This window comes from Geminocystis sp. M7585_C2015_104 (assembly GCA_015295805.1).
GTDB lineage: Bacteria > Cyanobacteriota > Cyanobacteriia > Cyanobacteriales > Cyanobacteriaceae > DVEF01.
Genome location: DVEF01000108.1, coordinates 1 through 20,123, shown reverse-complemented (window position 1 = coordinate 20,123; position 20,123 = coordinate 1). Strand labels below are relative to the sequence as shown.

General features: G+C 41.7%; 16 protein-coding genes and 1 pseudogene. 8 read left to right on the top strand and 9 right to left on the bottom strand.

Translation table 11 applies throughout. The annotated features are described in order from the left end of the window. Positions 1–65 precede the first annotated feature (65 nt). Entirely contained in the window at positions 66–767 is a 702-nt protein-coding gene (locus tag IGQ44_12960) for an energy-coupling factor ABC transporter ATP-binding protein (GenBank protein HIK38885.1), read from the bottom strand. A gap of 71 nt (positions 768–838) precedes the next feature. Here IGQ44_12960 and IGQ44_12955 point away from each other — a divergent pair, with 71 nt between their 5' ends. Next, entirely contained in the window at positions 839–1,780 is a 942-nt protein-coding gene (locus IGQ44_12955) for a hypothetical protein (GenBank protein HIK38884.1), read from the top strand. 35 nt (positions 1,781–1,815) lie between these two features. Here IGQ44_12955 and IGQ44_12950 read toward each other — a convergent pair whose 3' ends face one another. After that, positions 1,816–2,337 carry an adenine phosphoribosyltransferase gene (locus IGQ44_12950; GenBank protein ID HIK38883.1) on the bottom strand — a complete coding sequence of 174 codons (522 nt, stop codon included), beginning with the start codon at positions 2,335–2,337 and terminating at the stop codon, positions 1,816–1,818. A 98-nt stretch (positions 2,338–2,435) separates the two neighbouring features. Here IGQ44_12950 and IGQ44_12945 point away from each other — a divergent pair, with 98 nt between their 5' ends. Continuing rightward, positions 2,436–2,678 (top strand): hypothetical protein, encoded by a 243-nt coding sequence (locus IGQ44_12945; protein HIK38882.1) that lies wholly within the window; start codon positions 2,436–2,438, stop codon positions 2,676–2,678. A gap of 7 nt (positions 2,679–2,685) precedes the next feature. Here IGQ44_12945 and IGQ44_12940 read toward each other — a convergent pair whose 3' ends face one another. Then, positions 2,686–3,135: a DUF3531 family protein gene (locus IGQ44_12940; GenBank protein ID HIK38881.1), complete on the bottom strand. Its 450-nt coding sequence runs from the start codon at positions 3,133–3,135 to the stop codon at positions 2,686–2,688. Between the two features lie 10 nt (positions 3,136–3,145). On the opposite strand from IGQ44_12940, the gene IGQ44_12935 reads away from it, so the two are divergent. After that, positions 3,146–3,808, top strand: a complete 663-nt coding sequence (locus IGQ44_12935; protein ID HIK38880.1) for a ComF family protein — start codon at positions 3,146–3,148, stop codon at positions 3,806–3,808. Between the two features lie 2,769 nt (positions 3,809–6,577). Here IGQ44_12935 and IGQ44_12930 read toward each other — a convergent pair. Continuing rightward, positions 6,578–6,955 (bottom strand): hypothetical protein, encoded by a 378-nt coding sequence (locus tag IGQ44_12930; protein ID HIK38879.1) that lies wholly within the window; start codon positions 6,953–6,955, stop codon positions 6,578–6,580. Between the two features lie 432 nt (positions 6,956–7,387). On the opposite strand from IGQ44_12930, the pseudogene IGQ44_12925 reads away from it, so the two are divergent. The 4 genes and pseudogenes from IGQ44_12925 to IGQ44_12910 all read left to right on the top strand — a co-directional run bounded on the left by IGQ44_12925 (position 7,388) and on the right by IGQ44_12910 (position 15,710). Next, positions 7,388–8,660 (top strand): annotated as a pseudogene (locus IGQ44_12925) (NAD(P)/FAD-dependent oxidoreductase). A gap of 58 nt (positions 8,661–8,718) precedes the next feature. Beyond that, the gene (locus IGQ44_12920; protein ID HIK38878.1) at positions 8,719–11,304 is read left to right on the top strand and encodes a M1 family metallopeptidase; all 2,586 of its coding nucleotides are present in this window, start codon (positions 8,719–8,721) and stop codon (positions 11,302–11,304) included. Further along, the gene (locus IGQ44_12915) at positions 11,301–13,661 is read left to right on the top strand and encodes a CHASE2 domain-containing protein (protein HIK38877.1); all 2,361 of its coding nucleotides are present in this window, start codon (positions 11,301–11,303) and stop codon (positions 13,659–13,661) included. Before IGQ44_12920 ends, IGQ44_12915 begins: the two co-directional genes overlap by 4 nt. Positions 13,662–15,563: 1,902 nt before the next feature. Further along, complete coding sequence (locus IGQ44_12910) at positions 15,564–15,710, top strand: hypothetical protein (protein ID HIK38876.1); 147 nt, start codon at positions 15,564–15,566, stop codon at positions 15,708–15,710. A gap of 183 nt (positions 15,711–15,893) precedes the next feature. On the opposite strand, the gene IGQ44_12905 is transcribed toward IGQ44_12910, so the two are convergent. From IGQ44_12905 to IGQ44_12890, 4 genes are all read right to left on the bottom strand, one after another. Then, complete coding sequence (locus IGQ44_12905; GenBank protein HIK38875.1) at positions 15,894–16,049, bottom strand: hypothetical protein; 156 nt, start codon at positions 16,047–16,049, stop codon at positions 15,894–15,896. Between the two features lie 720 nt (positions 16,050–16,769). Further along, a complete protein-coding gene (locus IGQ44_12900; protein ID HIK38874.1) occupies positions 16,770–17,015 on the bottom strand; it encodes a hypothetical protein in 246 nt (81 codons plus the stop codon). Positions 17,016–17,070: 55 nt separating this feature from the next. Next, on the bottom strand, positions 17,071–17,211 hold the full coding sequence (locus IGQ44_12895; GenBank protein ID HIK38873.1) for a hypothetical protein: 141 nt from the start codon (positions 17,209–17,211) through the stop codon (positions 17,071–17,073). Positions 17,212–17,952: 741 nt separating this feature from the next. After that, positions 17,953–18,105, bottom strand: a complete 153-nt coding sequence (locus IGQ44_12890; GenBank protein HIK38872.1) for a hypothetical protein — start codon at positions 18,103–18,105, stop codon at positions 17,953–17,955. Here IGQ44_12890 and cofH point away from each other — a divergent pair. Then, the gene (cofH, locus tag IGQ44_12885; GenBank protein ID HIK38871.1) at positions 18,104–19,261 is read left to right on the top strand and encodes a 7,8-didemethyl-8-hydroxy-5-deazariboflavin synthase subunit CofH; all 1,158 of its coding nucleotides are present in this window, start codon (positions 18,104–18,106) and stop codon (positions 19,259–19,261) included. The genes IGQ44_12890 and cofH overlap by 2 nt on opposite strands. A gap of 118 nt (positions 19,262–19,379) precedes the next feature. On the opposite strand, the gene IGQ44_12880 is transcribed toward cofH, so the two are convergent. After that, on the bottom strand, positions 19,380–19,583 hold the full coding sequence (locus tag IGQ44_12880) for a hypothetical protein (protein HIK38870.1): 204 nt from the start codon (positions 19,581–19,583) through the stop codon (positions 19,380–19,382). Positions 19,584–20,123 lie beyond the last annotated feature (540 nt).

Below are 20,123 nucleotides of genomic sequence, written 5' to 3'. Positions count from 1 at the left end.
CGTTCCTACCACGGGATGTCAACAGTTAACTTTTGTTAATACTAGTATTTTGACATAAAAGGGGACTATTTTACAGTAACCTCTAGGGCAGACAAGAGAATATTAGCCTTTGTTTTTCTGAACAATTGCCAATCTCTCCTGTCTAATGGGTGAATCCTCCCCCCCTCCAACCGCCAACAATAGTCGGCAATTGCCAATAAGTCGCCAGCATCATGAGTTACAACTAGTATCGTCCAGTTTTGCTTTAGTCGAGACAGAAGATGCACCAATTGTTGTTTTATCTCCCAATCCAGTCCGGCAGTTGGCTCGTCTAGTAGTAGAATATTAGGTTGTCGGATCAGTTGTACTGCTAAGGATAAGCGTCTTTGTTGTCCCCCACTAAGAGCATGGGGAGGTGTATCATAGCTGATATATTCTAGGCCCACCTCCGCCAGGGCTTCCCTAATTCGACTGGCACTAATTTCAGGGTGTCCTAGTCTTAACTCCTCTAGTATATTACTACCACAAAAATGTCTTTCTGGAAATTGAAAAACAATACCACTAAGTTGTTGCAAATCCTCAGAAGATAGCGGCGTGGCATTCCAACAAATCTCGCCACTGGTTTTCTCTGCTAGCCCTGCTAGAATCTCTAATAGGGTGGTTTTGCCGGCACCACTTTTACCCACAATCAATCCCAGCTTCTGGGGTGGTAAACTGAAGCTTATGTCTGCCAAAATGGGATGAGCTGTAGTAGCCGGATGATAAAACACATTTCTTAGATTCAGCATAATGTCTTAGATTCTCGGTTACAATTCATTCATGGTTGTCTTGAGTTGGCAAACATAAAAGGAGTGTTACTATGCCTTTTTTCTCCCCCCTACGCCATCCTATCCACCTCCGCCTCCTCTCCGTTATTTTAACCCTTTCTTCCCTTCTGTTAGTGTCTAATTCCAGTTTAGCAGGGGATCCCTTCCGCACCACCAATCGTCGTAACATCAGCGACGAAACTGAGGCTGCCTTCCGCATCCTCTTTGAAGAGGGAAATTATCCCCTTGCCAAACAACGTCTAGTTGCCTATCTTGATAAGAATAATACTAATAATCGTTATAAGGTTGACCCCCTTGCTACCGCCCTGTTGGCTTCCCTGGCCTATACTGAAAATAACTGGGAGGCTTTGGCTTCTTTCGCCCAAAAAACCATAGATAATGCCAAATCCCTTGCCTCTGTTGACCCCCTCCGTAGTAATTTATACTTAGCAGTAGGAAATTTCCTCATGGGTGCCAGTGTATATCAAATTCGTGGACCTATTGCCGCCCTGGAAAGGTTACAATTGGTGTTAGACTATTTAGATAGGGCTAAAAAAATAGACCCCCAAGATCCGGAATTGAATCTAATCCAGGGTTATCTTAATCTATTTTTAGCACTAAAACTGCCCTTCTCTAGCCCCCGACAGGCCATTGCCGACTTTCAATCCTATGCTGCCCCTTCTTACCTTGTCAACCGGGGTATTGCCATTGCCTATAGGGATTTGAAAGAATATGATTTGGCACTAGTTTTTGTGGACAAAGCCTTACAGGCTACCCCCTCTAACCCAGAATTGTACTATCTAAAAGGACAAATTCTAAGGGCCAAAGGCACTAAAGAGAATAACATAAATCTCCTCCAGGAGGCTTTAAGAAATTTTGAGATTGCCCTGAGTAAAAAAGAGCAACTACCCCTCGAGAGCGCCAGGAAGCCTCTGGAAAGAGAATGGAGGAAAACTAAGGAAAAGATTACTGAATTAAGCCAAAAATCCGGTTAGTTCTGATTATTTTTCCAGTTAAAAAGAATCGAAAATCAGTCGTATTCTACAAGGGTTAAACAGGGCACATCGGGCAGTTTATTCCTCCCCCCTAATCCCTTTAATTCCACAATAAAACCAAAGGCCACTATTTCACAACCAATCCTGGTAAGCAAATCGGCAGTGGCTTTGGCTGTGCCTCCTGTGGCTATTACATCGTCTACAATCATCACTTTAGCACCCGGATGGACTGCATCTTGGTGTATTTCCAGTGTGTCTGTTCCGTATTCTAGGGAGTATTCGATACTATAAACTGCGGCGGGGAGTTTCCCTTTTTTCCGCACAGGCACAAAACCGGCATTGAGATGATATGCTAAAGCAGGGGCGAATATAAATCCCCTCGACTCAATGCCTACAACATACTCAGGGAGACTAGGTAGTTGTTCACATTTATAGGCCAAAGAGTCAATGACATATTTTAACCCCTTAGCATCCTTCAGCAGGGTGGTAATATCCCTAAAAATAATACCCGGCTTGGGAAAGTCAGGAATATTGCGAATTAAAGCCTTTATGTCCATTTTCTCATCATGTATGTGGGCACACCGGGAGTTTTTTTCCCCCTTAATTATATAATTGGTGGGGGATGAGTAGATCATTTTTTCCCTCGGTTTTGCTCATGAAAGAAAAACTATTGTTGTGGTTAGAAACATTCTTAGTAGCAAATGTTTTTGTGGTTATTATTGGTTTTATTTGGTTTGTGGTAGCCTTAACTGGTAGATTTTTGGGCATTCCCCTGGGTTGGGAGATTTGGTATCGACTATGGCAACCCCTATTCAATCCGGCAATTGGTATTCTCCTTGCTGGAATTTTTCTTTCTTGGGGGTTGAAAAAGCTGGGAAATTTTGCCGGTAAAAGGTGAGCAATTATTAGTAGGAATCAAAACCGGCACATTCGTCCCTTCTCTCTACCTTCCAGTCTTCATTTTCCCCCCCGAAAATCACCTGTTTTATAGCTACATAGTCTTTCGATAATTCCCTAAGAGAATTAATAAGAATGTCTAAGGCAATTAAATCACTGGTACCCAAATCAAACCAACACCTTGCCCAGTTGCCTAAATATTCAAATTCCCCCATGTTGTGCATAGGCGCCATCATAGCATTATCAGCGTATTCTTCGTCATATTCCAGATAGCTAATGTCTACTCCCCTTTCTTGAATTTGCAAATTTTCAGCATTAAATCCCCCTAGTTTACCTATATAAAACCAGGAGTTGAACAGTTCCTCCACATATTGTTTTTCCATTTCGGATGGGGCATGTTCAAACTCTAACCAAATCCACAAGTCAAAAGGGTTGAACTCTCTAAATTTAACTTCCATTTTGCCGATAATGCTTAAATTATTCCTAGACCTATTTCTAAAGCAAAATTGCCCACTATGTGGCACAGTAGCAGAGGACAGGCTCTGTTATTATTGTCAACAAAAACTGGCAGATTGTCAACTGGAAGGAGATTTCTTCTGGTTGGAGGAGGGGTTTTTCCTTTTCTCCTGGGGAAAATATGATGGCCATTTAAGACGATGTATAACCCTTTTAAAGTACAATGGAAGGAGAGAATTAGGGGAATTATTTGGACAATGGTTGGGAGAAAAGTGGATAGTCTGTAACCACCAGCGACGGTATAAACAACTAATAGTTGTACCTATTCCCATCCATGAGCAAAAATTAAAAACTAGAGGCTATAATCAAGCTGAATTAGTAGCTCAAGGTTTCTGTAAAATAACTGGTTATACCCTTCAACCCCATCTCCTCCTGCGGGTTAAAAACACAAAGGCAATGTTTGGATTGAAGCCAACAGAGAGACAAGAAAACATCCGGCAAGCCTTCCAATTGGCTAAAGACTACAAAAGGAAAATAAACCCAAACACCCCCATTCTCATTATGGACGACATTTACACCACTGGAACTACCGTCAGGGAAGCTAAAGCGGTATTAGCCAAGGGGAAACTAAAAACAGTGGGTGTTGCCACCCTGTCACTGTCTTCCCACTCCTGATTATTTGCGATAAACCCTCACCCCCATTCCCATTGACTTTCACTAGTAAAATAGCCTCCCCCACCGTCTACCATATCCCCCTAATCCTCCTATTGCCCTGGCTGCAATAGTACCCGATTTATTGATATTTTTTTTCATGGTTTTCCCCTATATACCCGGCCAAAACCACATATATTGCCGTTATTTTTCAGTGGCCTCTTGAAATTGTAAATTATTATCATTCCTCATTGCCTATGACTATTGACGGGAGAACTATGATTGGTATACAAACTGGTTACTATCTTTGGGGGGATTGTTGTCGGTTGATAGACTAGCTATTTCCCCTCACCTGACAGAAGGGGGATTGTCATTACTAGCTTTGTATACAGTCTCCCCTTTGGGGTGGGGTGTAGAAAATGGGGATTTAAGGTAGCTAATAAAACATGGTTGGTGGTAGACGATGCTAACAAGAAATACAAATTTAATAAGATAACAACCACAACAATGGTAGACTAAGAAAGAAATAGTAAGCATCACACATGTCGGGTAACCCCCCTCAGGAATACGGCGACTAACGGAAAAAAACAAATTTATTGCAACAAGACGCCGGCAACCCGATTTAGCCAGTAAGGAGAAACAACCACGGAGGAAATAATTAACCAGTTAACTAACGAGATAGCCACCCAGTGGCAAAAAGCAGAGTCAACCAAAAACCGGTATGATAATCAGTGTTACTCGTCTATACCACCTATGGCAAACGGGGAAACCAATGCAATCACCAGCAACATACGAGAAATCACGACAAGATGACTGACAACAAAAAAGTCTGATAACTCCCCTTCCCCTGATAAATGAATGTCAAGACGGTGACGTGTAGGAGGAAAAAAGTGGTGTTTTTAAAAAAAACCACTATGAAGGCTATTGTCTATTCTGGTAACTGATAGCAGACACTACTGGGAAATAATACAAATACAACTCACCCATTATGGGAGAATAACGCCATAAAACAGTCATGCTAAAACAACATGCTAAAGACACTATCCCCCGTATAGAGGTTAATGACAGGGAATAATAGAATATTAGCGTGGAAGTCAGTCTATCGTTTATAGTGGTTGAGGGGAGAAACAACTAGGATGCCAAAATAACAGTCAGTAGTTTCATCCCTGACAACTAATTGGCGGCAAGAATCAACCGGCAACCTAAAACAACAACCCAATATCCGATAACCAGAAAATAAGAAGGCAATTGCAGTGACTTGGCAGAAACTAGTAATCAAAGCAACTCATCCTACATGGCTACCAAAACCAAAAACAGGAACGAGCTACAATAAAAACAACCTATTAGCAATCCATTTTATTCCCTGACAAAAGACACCAATAGTCACAGAAACAACCCACTAGCCATCAATTCTCCCAGTGGCTAACAAAAGAAACCAATGGCAAGTAGAATGACTTAGACAACTAGTAGACAATAAACATACTGGTAGCAAGATGGCAATTAATAGACACTGCCGGAAAACAATATGAGTTAAAACCAGAAAACAAACAGATAATGGTAGCTGGCAAACAGAGATGACAAATAAACAGGGATGACAAATAAATAGGTGGTAGACAAGACAAACATCACAACCAACGGCCATCTGCCGCATAAACAGATGGTGGTAGGTAGACGATGATGCTAGTGACAGCTAGACAATAAGGAAAACAAATAAAATAGCAAACACACAACACCAGTTGGCAAGACAAATACTTAGCAATAAGACACTGGCATTATAATTCACAATTGCCACCCATGCCGGAGATGACTATGACAACAAATAGACAATATAGGCTGGCGGCAAAACAAATTACTATTACAAAGCCATGCCAAAAAGACAACTAATCTCATATTAATGGCTAACACCGGCAACCAATTAGATAGCCAGCAGAAATGACTAGCAAGACGTGGTAATCCACACTTTTGCCTTCACAACAGTAATAACCGTAAACAGAAATGAGTAACCCGTAGCAGAAGTAAATTATTTAACAAAACATATTTAACAAAATACTGGAATGGTAGGATAAATCCTAACACATAACAGTAACAGAAAACTGAAAACCACCCATCGAGGGAGTAATAACTTGGCGGGGGAGGCCAGTCTGACAGTTTATTCCAGACAATACAGTATTACCATCCAAATCATTCTCCCACAAGGGCAATAATTTTTACAGCCGACAACTCAAAAAACCATTAGCAATCCAAATCTGCCGGCATTAATAAAATAAAACAAGACAATTATCAAACGCCTCTGAAAACAAATACAAACATAACAGGGGTATGAGTATATAAATAAAAAGACTACGGCTGGCGACAGGGATGTCTGACAACGGCAATAAAGTCAATAGTTACCTCCTTATCCCAGTAAATGGCAATAGCTAGCAGTAGAAACAATCAATTGGCTGACACCACGGCATTAGCTATAGACACTGGCATGACCATCAACGCCGATGACGTATGGAAAAAAACAACAGTATGATAACAAGAAACCACCAGTAATACATTGCCAACTGACAGCAGCCACTTCTAGAAAACAATGCAATTATCAACAAAAAGGGAGAAAAATGATAAGCCAACGACTCACAACAACATGCTAGGAGAATACCAAGATAGTAGTATGACAACAAACGCCAGTTGCCTGCCATTGTGACAAAGCAAATTAAAACACTGACATGACAACAAGACAACTTTTTATGTAGTGGTTAATGGCAGAAAAAACTAAGACACTAAAATGACAGTCATTGGTTGTCGCTTCTACCTGAGACAACCATAATAAATAGATGTTGTCGGCAAATTGCCGGCTGCAAAAACCAACCAATACAACAAACCAATCCTGGAATGCTGGGATGAAAATCCACCCCTGCTGACAGATGCTGTCACTATAATCAACACTACCACTGTATAAGGTAAATGGGCCATTCTAACAACCCCTAACAAGCATGGCAGAAAGACAAGTGGCAGACGGAAGACAACACTGGCATTTGTTGCTACTGAGACAACCAACGAAACAGACGATACTAGCTGACAGAAAAGGGTAATAGTGTGGCAATCGACTCTTACAGCTAATGGATTCTTCCTTATATGCAATCCATATAAACCCAACAAAACACTGGAAATACAAAAGTTACACATACCAACCCCACTTAACTTACTGACTAATAACGGCAATCAATAGTCTAATAACCACCATAAACAAATACCGGTGGTAAGTAGGAAAGACAAATTAATACAAACTAGTTATCTTAGTAACTTGTGGCAGCGAGTAATACCCGGCAACTACAATAAACAAATACTGATGGCAAACAGAAAATACCTTCATAGCCTGATGGGAATCAACAGACTTTGGTATAACCCCCCTGCAGCTGATGACCACAACAACTCCTCTCTTTTCTTTAGCCTTGGCATATGCCACTACTCTAATTGCCTCCTTTTGCTTCCCAAACTTCTCACTATGTTTTCCTACATCTAAAATACAATTCCCTTTTTGAATATTTTCTTAGAGTATCATATAGTAATATAATGAAATCATAAGAAATGTTAAAAAACTGAAAGGGAGGAAAAACAATGGAAAACATCATCTATAGCCATCAAATAGTAATAGTGGGTGGAGGTAGTGGGGGAATTACAACAGCAGCTCAATTGTTAAAAAAAGATAAGAATTTAGACATTGCTATAATAGAACCCTCAGAAAAGCACTATTATCAGCCAGGATGGACACTAAGGGGGGTTGATGAAACCCGAGGAAATGGTAAAAGATAAAAAAGATGTTATACCCAAGGGGGTAAACTGGATTAAAGACTATGTAGTGTCCTTTGAACCAGAAAAGAATTTGATTATAACAGCATCAGGCGTGGAGGTAAGGTACCAGTATCTCATACTCTGTCCGGGAATTCAACTGGATTTACACCTAATAAAGGGTTTAAAAGAAACCCTTGGCAAAAATGGGGTTACTAGCAATTATGCCGGCTATGGTGCCTACAGCTGGGATTTAATTAAAAACTTTAAGGGGGGTAATGCCATTTTCACCTACCCTGCCACCCCCATCAAGTGTGGTGGTGCTGCCCAAAAAGTCATGTATATGGCAGACTATGTATTTAAGAGTAAAAGTGGCGTCGGTGTTAACACCAAAGTAATGTTTTGTACCGCAGGCACCAAACTGTTTGCAGTACCAGCCTGTTCTAAAGTCCTGGAGGAGATTGTAGCAAGACGGGGTATTGAAGTCAAGTATCAACACAATCTCAAGGAGATTAAACCGGAAACCAGAGAGGCAATATTTGATGTCACCACCCCTGATGGTATTAAGGAGGTAAGTATTAAATACGAATTGCTACATGTAGCACCTACTATTAGGGCCCCTGATTTTATCAAAAAAAGCCCCTTTGCACAACAAAATGGTGACGGTGGTGGCTGGATAGATGTGGCTCAATACACTTTACAACATAAGCGTTACGCAAACGTCTTCGGCTTGGGAGATGCCACTTCTCTACCCACCTCTAAAACTGCTGCGGCCGTGCGGGCTCAAGCACCAGTTGTGGTAGAAAATTTATTAGCGTTGATGAGTGGTAAACCCCTTACTGCCCGTTATGATGGTTATACTTGTTGTCCCATTATAACCGGCTACAACTCCGCCATCTTTGCCGAATTCGACTACGAGAATATCCCCATTTCCTCTTTCTTCATGGACCCCACTAAGGAACGTTATAGCATGTTTTTGGTCAAACGTTATCTGTTGCCCTGGTTATACTGGAATCGTATGCTGAAAGGCAAACCCCTTGAAACGGAAATATACAAGAAACTAGGATTGCGTCAGTGGCGACAAAAGGCACCATCAGTATAAGAGAAGCCATCAGTTATACTAGAGGAAATCCACCATACCATCAGGGTTTCCTCTCTCTATGAATTATTCCCTATATTTTGACGCCGACAACAAGAGGGATTTTGAGTTACCCGGCAGTAAGCCTCATTATAATCCAGACATCTACGGCAAGGTACAACACATTTCCCTTCATTTAGACTTAGACATCTCCCGTCAAAGTCTCAGCGGCATATGTCACATCACCCTTACCCCCATCCGCCAAAATATCACCCACCTAACCCTCGATGCCGTTGACTTAAACATCCATTCAGTCTCAGTAGACAATGTCAGTCACCCCTTTGACTACGACGGCAAAACCCTCACCATCCACCTTCCCTCTCCCCCTTCCCCCTCCCAAGACTTAACTATTACCGTCTCCTACCATAAGGAAAAACCACAACGGGGGATTTATTTCATCTCCCCTGATGAATATTATCCCCACAAACCCACTCAAGTGTGGACCCAAGGGGAGGATGAAGACTCCCGTTATTGGTTTCCCTGTCTCGACTTTCCCGGACAACTGGCCACCTCTGAGATCATAGCACAAGTCCCCTCTGACTACATCGCCGTCTCTAATGGCGAGTTAATCAAAACAGAAGAGAAAGGGGGCAAAACCACCTATCATTGGCTACAACCCCAACCACACCCTACATATTTAATGGCTCTAGCCGTAGGAAAATTTGCCATAATTGAGGAACAGTGGCAGGACACCCCCATTATTTATTATGTGGAAAAAGGCAAAGAAAAACAAGCGAAAATAAGTCTTGGGAAAACCCCTAGGATGATTGAATTCTTCAGTGAGAAATATGGCTACCCCTACCCCTATGAAAAATATGCCCAAATATGCGTAGAAGACTTCATATTTGGGGGGATGGAAAACACCTCCGCCACTATTCTAACGGCCCGTTGTCTTCTGGATGAAAGGGCTTCTCTTGACAATCGTAACACAGAAACTCTTGTTGCTCACGAACTGGCCCATCAGTGGTTTGGCGACTTAGTAGTTATCAAACACTGGAGTCATGCCTGGATAAAGGAGGGCGCCGCCTCCTATGCAGAAGTATTATGGATAGAACACGAATATGGACACGAAGAAGGAATATACTATCTCTTTCAACAGGCTGCCAGTTACCTAGAAGAAGACTCCTCCCGTTACCGTCGTCCTATTGTAACAAACGTTTACCGTGACGCCATCGAATTATATGACCGTCATCTTTACGAAAAAGGCTCCTGTGTCTATCATATGATTAGGGGCATTCTAGGGGAGGAATTATTTACCAAATTCCTTCACACTTTTATCAATGACAATGCCTACAAAACCGTAGAAACAGTCGACTTGTTGAGGGCAATAGAAAAAGCCACTGGTTATAATTTGGTCCCTCTATTTGAGCAGTATGTTTTTAGGGGTGGGCATCCGGATTTTAAAATTACCTACAGCTGGGATAGCGAAACTAGCATTGCTTCTGTCACCGTTAAACAAAACCAGGCTAAAGAGGAAAACGGTAAATATGTTGACTTATTTTCCCTGAAGATTCCCCTCGCCTTTGGCTATATCCAACAAAATAATAAACCCCAATTAAAAACCTTTATCTTAAAACTAGAAAAACCTGAACAAACCTTCTACTTTCCCCTAGATAAAAAACCAGATTTTATTTCTTTTGACGTGGGGAATTACTATCTTAAAACTGTAGAATTAGACTATGGCTTTGCAGAATTAAAAGCACAATTACTCCATGATCCAGATGTAATATCTCGTATTTATGCAGCCAGGGCCATAGGCAAGAAAAATAATATGGAAGCCGTAAACACCCTCAAAGAGGCATTGGAGAAAGAGACATTCTGGGGGGTTAAGGTGGAAATTATCAATAGCTTAGGTAAAATTAGACTCAATCAGGCAACTTCCGTCTTAGTCTCTCATCTGCAAGACGGCAATCCTAGGGTGAGAAAGGCAATAGTTAAAGCCTTGAGTCAACATAAAAATGTCCAAAGTTATGATACCCTTAAAAATATCATCCTCCAGGGGGATGAAAGTTACTTTGTGGAGGCAGAAGCCATTGGTGGCATTGGCAAAATTGTAGCTAGCGGCAATCTACAAGATAAACAAGAAGAAGTTATTTCCCTCCTCCAAATCATTCTTACAGAAAGAGATAGTTGGAATGAAATTATACGTAGTGCGGCCATTAGGGGATTAAGTCATCTCAACACCAATCCCAAAGCCGCCGATATTATCAGTCAATATACCACCCTAGGCATTCCCCAACCTCTACGTCAGACAGCCATCCGTTGTCTCGGAGATGTGGCTGCCGCTCAAACCCCCGATAAAATTACTTCTATTCTGGATATATTGGAGTCTATTCTTCCCGAAACCTTCTTCTTCACCCAGATGTCCTTGATAGACGCTTTGGGTAAAATAGAACATCAAAGGGCCCTTTCCATTCTAACAGATTTGCTGGCCACCACCACCGACGGCAGGGTAAGGCGTCACGGGGAGGAGACTCTTCTGCGTATGAGGGAAAAGCTGGGTAAAGATAAAACCCTTCGGCAACTGCAACAGGAAATCGATAAACTGAAACAGGAAAATCAGGAATTACAAAGTCGTCTTGCTTTGCTGGAAACAAAAACAACATGAAACTCATCTCCCTCAAGTTGGGTAGGGGGGATTGGCATCAAGGCATCCCCAACATACAAATACAACTCTGGTTAACTCCTCATCTTCTCCCCATACAATTTTCTGCCTCCCTACCCCCTAATCCCCCTCTTTTCTCCCTCTATTCCCACTGGCAAACTCTCTATAAACATCTTGTTAGATTAAACATTCATCGTGGTTTACCCGAGGAGGAAATTGAGTTTGAAGAGGAGGATTTATCCCATATATCAACTCACGATTTTGAGGAGGTGTCAGCAAGACTTAAATCAGAATTTAACCGGTGGCTAGACTCGCCATCCTTTGCCTCCACGGAGGCTAAAATAAGATCTCATCTAGGTATTCATGACGAAATCAATTTGATCCTGGAAACCGATAATGACGAATTTCGCAGTTTTCCCTGGATGATTTGGGACTTTTTTGATGACTACCCTCAAGCGGAAATTGCCATAAGCCCCAAAGAATACACTCAGCCTATTGTAACGAAAAAACAGTCTCATAAATACGTGAGAATTCTTGCCATCATAGGCAATAATCAGGGAATCAATGTGGAAAAAGACAAAGAATTTCTGGAAGGTATTTCTCGGGCAAAAATCAGGTTTTTAGTCCAACCGTCTCGCCGAGAATTGGAAGAAAATTTGTGGGATGAGAAGGGATGGGATATACTGTTTTTTGCAGGTCATAGTTGGAGATGTTCCCAACAAGACAATGTCCCGGGATATTTGGCAATTAATAGTAACGAATATATATCAATATCTAACCTTAAAAATGCCCTAAAAAGGGCAATACAATTGGGCTTGAAAATGGCTATTTTCAACTCCTGCGATGGCTTGGGTTTGGCAAAACAGTTGGCAGAATTAAACCTGCCGCAAATGATTGTAATGCGATTCAGTGTCCCAGACGTAGTAGCCCAAGAATTTCTAAAATATTTCCTGTCAAGTTATAGTCGCGGTAAATCATTCTACCTAGCAGTGAGAGAAGCAAGGGAAAGACTGGAAGCTTTGGAAGATAAATTCCCCGCTGCCACCTGGCTACCCGTTATCTGTCAAAATCCCTCCTCCCTACCTCTGTCTTGGCTTGACTTGTGTGAAACCACTACACCCTCTGCCAATTCCACCCCTATCTCCCACTCCCCATCCCCTGTCTTCGTTAGCCATCACAAACCAAAACTAAATCCCCTTATTACTGGCTTACTGGTTAGTATACTGGTTTTTACCCTTAGAAGTCTGGGCTACCTACAGGGGATAGAATTGAAAACCCTTGATTGGCTACAAAAACATAAACAAACCTCCCCGCCAGATAACCGCCTCCTTATTGTGGGAATAGACGAGGAAGACATTAGACGCTATGGCTATCCCATACCCGACAAAACTCTTCTACTCCTACTGCAACGACTCCAATCTTACCACCCCACTGCCATCGGTGTCGACATATTTCGAGATCAACCCACCCCCTCCCCACAAGACTATCACAATCTGGTCTCTTTTATAACCAAAAACCCAAACATTGTAACAGTGTGTAACAGGGGTAATGGTATACAGGAGAGTGTAGGTCCGCCAAAACAGACTACAATGGAACAGGTGGGTTATGCCGACTTATACAACGATTTGGATATCAGTGGCGACTATACTATCCGTCGCTATCTACTTAGTCGTAGTCAAAACCCCATCGAAACGCCAAACTATTGTCAGACTGACTACTCCTTTGCCTGGCATCTAATATACCGTCATCTATCCCACCAACAAATCTCAGTATCTGTAGTAGGGGATAGTTGGCGATTTGGGGAGGTGACTATCCCCCCCCTTTCCCCTGGCAGTGGCGGCTATCAGAGACTCGACACTAGGGGTAATCAGATTATAATAAACTACCGTAACACCCCACAAATATCACAACAACTCGCCCTCAGGGATATTCTGGAAGCGGCAGAATATATTAACCCCCAATGGCTTGAAAATAAAATTATTTTGGTGGGGATGGTGGCAGAAAGTATTCCCGACACTCATGATACACCCCTGGGGAAAATGCGAGGAATCTATATCCACGCCCATGTTATATCCCAAATTCTAGATGCCACAGAAACCAATGGTAAAAATTTAATCTGGTGGTTACCCCCATGGGGGGATTTTCTAGTAATCCTTCTCCTCACCATGATGGGTTTATTCCTCCCCCGCCTACCTCTTTCGAAAAAACTCCCCTACTCCCTTGTTGTTATCTTTTTCCTCCTAATCCTATGGCTTTGCTGTAAAATAGCCTTTCGTTTCTACCTCTGGCTGCCTTTAATTCCCTCCAGTATTGGCTTTTTTTCCTCTGCCACTTTAGTCAAACTAACAGACACCCAGTAGCAATCCCAATCAACCTCTCATCAGCCTCTTTTTACCCAGTATAGTAGCCTTCTTTTTCCCTATCCAGTTACCCCCCATCTAGTTTTAGCCCTTATCTTCAAGGTACAGAACTATTATTGTTATTATTGTGAATAGAGAGAAGGGCTAAAATGTTATACTTCTCTATATGATAACAACAATTTCTCTCTGGTTATCCCTGTGGGCGTCCTATTTTTTGCAGCAATAAACCGGTGGCTATTCATATAGTCTAAAGGGGTGTAAATTTTATCCCTCAACAGACTAGCCTTTGATTTCCGTCTCTAGTTGTCTTCTGTTTATCCCGTTTACAGACTGCAAGTTGAAAGTTGAAGAAAGTAAACCGCTACTAGCAATTCCAACCAGAATTTTTTACCCTCTTGTTTCCACATCCAGTCACCTCTTTGGATGTATGACAAATCCCGGGTGTCAGGAAAAGTTATTAGTCTTTCTCTCCGTTTCTTGTTACTTCGCCTGGTATTGGTTTTTTCCTTTCTACTACTGCCTTAGACTGATAGATATCTGGTAGTAGTAACTCCAAGTATCAAAAAACCTCAGTGAAAACAACCATCCTTTTTTAGTCTCCCATTTTAACTCTCGTTTACACCCATATTACTACTTGCCTCTCCCTGCTACTAAGACAATTAGATGCCTGACGACAACCCCCCGGTTATAAAAACAACAATTCCATTTCTATTTCTCTAATTACACTCCCTCTCCCAGTTGCTGTAACAGATAAGCGGTGATAATCACAACCAACGCCACGCCAGCTGCCGGCTGGCGAGTAAACCCGCTTTCTGTTTCCATATCCAGTCACCCCTTTGGGATGAGTGGCAAATCTAAATTATCAAAAAAAACCCATCGAGTTAATGGCAACACCAATCCAATATGTGGTTATCCCCTCATCGGCATCCTTTTTTGTAATTCCAGACAACCCTATAGCTATCCACAAGTCTCAAGAAGTGTCAATTTTGTGCCTTAGTAGGCAGGCTAGCCTTTTATTTCTGTTTCTATTCACCTTTTATGCTTTTAAGTGTCAGTTTTTTTCCTCTACTGCTTAAACAGCCAATTAAAAGAATATTAACTTTTCACCGCCGACTGCCTGGTAGGCTAGAGGAAAGTTTCTTCTGTGTATGGCTATTCTCTTTATGCTTTATATGATATGTATCATGTCGGCTTTACTCTTCCCTATAACTGAGACTATAGAAACCTCACAACAACTAAACTAGCCTTTTGTTTCCTTTTCCAGTAACCTCCTCGTTGTTGGCTTAACTTTTTTTGCCATTGCAGTCAGACTGGTTGATGACTGCCGGCTATACTACAATATCAATTCCCTTTTAGGAATCCCCATAATTTCTGGTTATCCTCTCTTCTGGCGTCAAATTTTTTATCCACGTGACTGCAGTTAAACTATAGAATAACCAGTGAGAATAACCAGTGGCAATTCTAACCAACTTCATTCCTCGCCTCTTCAACCAGCATCCCTATATCCGGTTGCTTTCCTGTCGTCTATGGTTAGACTATGCCTAAAAAATCCTAACCCCAATACCAACTCTCTTTTAGTCTTTATGTTTGTTTTTGATTGTCTTTTGTCTAAGGTATATCCCCTACCCATAGACATTACAATAATTTTCTCCCAGTCTTCACTAGGTAAACTATCTTCTACCCCCACCCTAGGAGGTTATCCTCTCCATATTGGCTTTACTCTTTTTTACCACTAAAACCAATATATAACTAGTAGTAAGTAGTCCAGAGTGTCGGAAAACACCAATGGCAATACCAATTCCCTTTTATTCTTCACCATTATTTTATAGCTTACCTCTTTTTATCCTATCCAATTTCGGCTTCCACTATTAGATGCTTAATTTCCTCCCCCGGCAAATAAACATGTCTTTCGTTTTTGTTTCTAGCTGCCTCCAATTCCTAGGTGTTAACTTCTTCTCCCCCACTACCTATAGTGACAATCAAAAGAAAGTGTCAGACTACATCAACGACAATGCCAATCCCCAATCCCACTCTTTTTTTCTAGTCTAGTTACTCTCCTTAAAGTAGGCTTTTTCTTATCCCACAGACAATTCGTCGGCCATATGGAATGCCAAAAAAAATGTGAATTTCACCCCCCTGTAACATCCAAACCCCACTCCTTTCCCCACCGTTGGGATAAAAACAATAGACACCCACCAGCAACTCCTCATAAATGGCAACACCAACTCTATTTTATCCCCCAGCGGGCAAATTAATTTCTTGTTCTCGTCTCTTATTGTTGTTGTTTTCCGGGATTTTAGCCTTATTCTCCCTAGCCACGACGTCAAGACAATTAGACACTTTAAGCAATCCTAAGATGTCAGAAAACATTATAGGATATGGCAACATCAACTCCTGTTTTAACCCCCGCTGGGTAAATCAGCCTTTCATTTCTGTCTCTGGTTATCCTCCTAATTACCCCCCTCACCACTAGGATTATACCAAGGGACAACTGGTAGTAATCTCAAGTATCAAGAGACACTGACTTTTAATGTCTTTGGTTATCCCCAGTGTGGTGTTGGCTTTTCCCCTGAGATACCCAATGTCAATTCCAACCAACGTCATTGTTATTGTTATATTTATCCCTCACCGAGTAAGATAGCTTTTAATTTCTATTTTTAGCTGCCAGGCGTTGGCTTTACTCACCAATAGATACCTAGTGGTAAAGTCGGGAAACGCCAGTGGCAATGCTAATTCTCCCTTATTCTTCCTTATTCTTCACTAAAAGTCTCCAATTATATTGGAAATCCCTATTACTAACCTTACCTGAGGATAAAACAACCCCAATCACCATATCAATTACCCTTTCTCCTCCCCTGCAAACTATTGTTTATTTATACCCTTTTTTATGCCATTCAGTTTCGGCTTCTGTGAGTGGTAATGTTAACTTCATTTCACTTTCCGGTGGATAAACCTGTTTTTTATTTTGTTTTCCTCTCCGGCTACTTTATAAATGGTATTCCCTTTACCAATAAACACAATTCAGTAGTCATCCGAAGGCTAGGAAAAAAATATAAATCCTAACTCTCAGCAAGTAGACTTTCTTTCTGTTTTCATTTTCTTTTCCCCCTAACCTCTCACTGACAGACGGCTGAGAATAATCTCTAATATCAGAAAATACCACTCACTGGGAAGACAAGCTTGAGACTTCCACCCCCAGTTAAACTTCTCTTTTTTATCTCCTCTTCCTCTGTCGCCATAAACAACCAAGTAGCCATCCCAATTATCAAAAGGTAGACTTGGCTTCCGTTTCTGTCTAACCCCCCGCTGTCTTCTTTTCTCTGCCGTTGAAGTTAAACTGATAGATGACAGCATATGCACCCGAATATAAACAAATAGTGGTATCAAAAAACATCACTGGCAATGCCAATTAATTTTTATTTCTTGCCAGATAGACAAGCCTTCCCGCGTGGTATTGACTTCTTTTTGCCGCCAAAAACAACCAAGTAGCCATCCCGATTTCATTTCTGTCTCTGATTATCTTTAATCCCCTGTAAGATTGGCTTTTCATTGTCTGCCGGTGGTAGATGCCTAGTATTAATCTGGATTATGGGAAAAAATAAATGGCAACACCAACTCCATCTTTTTCTCCCACATAGTATACTCGTCTTTCGCCTATATCTCTAGTAACTTATAACCCCCAGGCGTTAAATTTTTCCTTTCCACTATCTTAGCCAAGACTGATAGGCAACAATGCCAACTCCGTCTTATTCTTTGTCTTAAATTAAACCAGCCTTTCTATTCTTTTCATAGTTACTTTCTGTCGGTGTTGGCTTCTTCTCTCATTTTTCTGTAGTCAAACCAACTAATAGACACCAGGTAACAATCCAAAGATAAGACATCAATAGTAACAGTAATCTCTTTCTAGTGTCTGATTTTAGACCATGCACGCCTTCCTGTAGCCTCTAATTCTTTCTTTCAATTCTTTTTTCTTTCCTTCTGCTAGTGTGGTTGTACTAATAGATGCCCCTTAGTCATCCCAACCAACTCCCTCCATTATTGTAATATAACCTGGGTGTTTATGTGTTCGATTTCCCAGTATTAGCAAGTATTGGCATCCTCTTTTTTTGTCATCGTGATTAAATAGACAGCCGGTGGAAGTTTTAGGGTGTAAGGGAGAGTGATATAATGAAACCAACCTCCGTTTTATTCATCAAGTGATTGGTTTTTCGTTTCCGTCTCTGGTTACCATAAAGTTAACCCTCTTTTCCCTGCTAATGTGGTTAAACAGATAAACGCCTAGTGGCAACCTCTAGTCTAAGACAACCCGCACGGCAACACTAATACTCTTATATTCTTCTTTCTGGCATCCTATCCTTCTTTTTTCCACTACTGTAGTTAAACTAGTAGAGGGGCACACAGTATTAGTCTCCACCAATGGGCAACCCAGAATAATAAAACTCATGAATAGCAACAGTATAACCATTACAAACCCTGTTTTATCTTTTGCCGAAGCTGTCACCCTCCTTAAATCCACAAACCCTGCCGATATCCAGTGGCTGAAAACCACCGCCGATAGTATGCGAAAACAACAAGTGGGGGATACCGTCACCTATGTTGTTAACCGCAATGTTAATTTTACCAACATATGTGAAAAACACTGCAGTTTTTGTGCCTTCCGACGAGACTTGGGGGAAAAGGATAGCTTTTGGCTTTCTTTGCAGCAAATCCTAGAAAAGGCAGAAAAGGCAGTAGAAAATGGCGCCACGGAAATCTGTATACAGGGAGGGTTAAATCCCTACGCCAAAATCCAGGGTAGCACTCTGAGGTATTATACCCGTCTGGTGACAGAAATTAAACAAGCCTTCCCCCAACTCCACCTCCATGCTTTCTCCCCCCAAGAAATCCAATTTATTGCCCGTCAGGATAACCTGAGCTATGATTATGTTATCGCTTCCTTAAAAGAGGCTGGTGTTGCTTCTCTACCTGGTACTGCTGCCGAAATACTGGATGATAACATAAGAAGAATTATCTGTCCAGAAAAAATTAACACCCAAACCTGGATGGAGATAGTATCTTGTGCTCATCGTCACGGTTTATATACTACTAGTACCATTTTGTCGGGTCATATCGAAACTCCTGAACACCAAGTACTACACCTGTATAAGATAAGAGCTCTTCAAGAGTTGGCTATAGAAAAAGACTATCCTGCTAGAATTACTGAGTTTATCATACTGCCGTTTGTAGGGGAAAATGCTCCAGTTTTTTTGAGAAAAAGAGTGGGAAGGCTACAACCAGATTTACAAGCCACCTTGAAATTGACTGCCGTGGCACGTATACTGCTGGGTGATATAATAGTCAATCATCAGCCGAGTTGGGTAAAATTGGGTGTGGATGGGGCCAAAGAGGCTTTAGACTGGGGTTGTAATGACTTTGGTGGAACTCTGATGGAAGAACATATTACCACAATGGCAGGCGCAAGGGGAGGCACTTGTTTATCCGTATCACAAATACAACAGGCAATCGCCTCAAAGAATCGTCCATATGCTCAAAGGGATACTCTATATAACCTTATCACTTCCCCTACCCCCATGGAGCTATCACCCCATGCCCCGGTATAATCAAACCACATCCTCCCGAAGGCATAAGTTTACATCCCCATGGGCATTGCCCTAAACCCCGCCACAGAGGCATCTTTTCATATATTCTCCAACACTCACTGGCATGCCGGGTGTGTGTTTATACATTCCCCCACAAAGAGGCATATCTTTTGACTATCCCCCCTAAAGACATGTCTTTATAAACCCCAAACCTTATCCAATACCACTTAGATATTCCCTTATACACCTCCACACAAGGAGATACCCTGGCTAAACCAACACACTGTAACTCATCTCTACAAGGGGATACTATCATCTCCACCCCGTACAGAAATGCTGTCACCCACCAGGCATATCCCTATTCCGAGGTATAGCGGTGCGTTGCCTATCCCCACCATAAACATGTCTTACATCCACAGCATTTTCTTCTTCACTTCACACGCTACAGAGACATCATATACCTCTACACCAGCATGCCTTCATCCTCTCCTACCCCAGAAATGTCTTTATATTCTCCCTTCTGTAAGGGCATAATGTTACCCCCATCCTCCTTGTATGGATATGTGTTTATATCCCGTAACACGGATATACTGTTGCCTCCAACTCCACACAAACATGTTTTTATAAACCCAAAAGAGACATGCTGTCACCCTCCAGGCGTTTGGACAACCCCGGGGCGTATTATTACTAACCCTGGTATAAAGGCATGTCTTCTATTCCCCACTTCCACCTACCCCTACCCCGGGTATGTCTTTACTTTATATAAACCCCACCAAAGGTTACCCCCTTGCCGCGGCATGTCTTTACACATCTTCCACCTACCTATCCCCACACAGACATGTCTCCATGAATCCAAAATACCTTGCCAAAGCTGTATGTATTC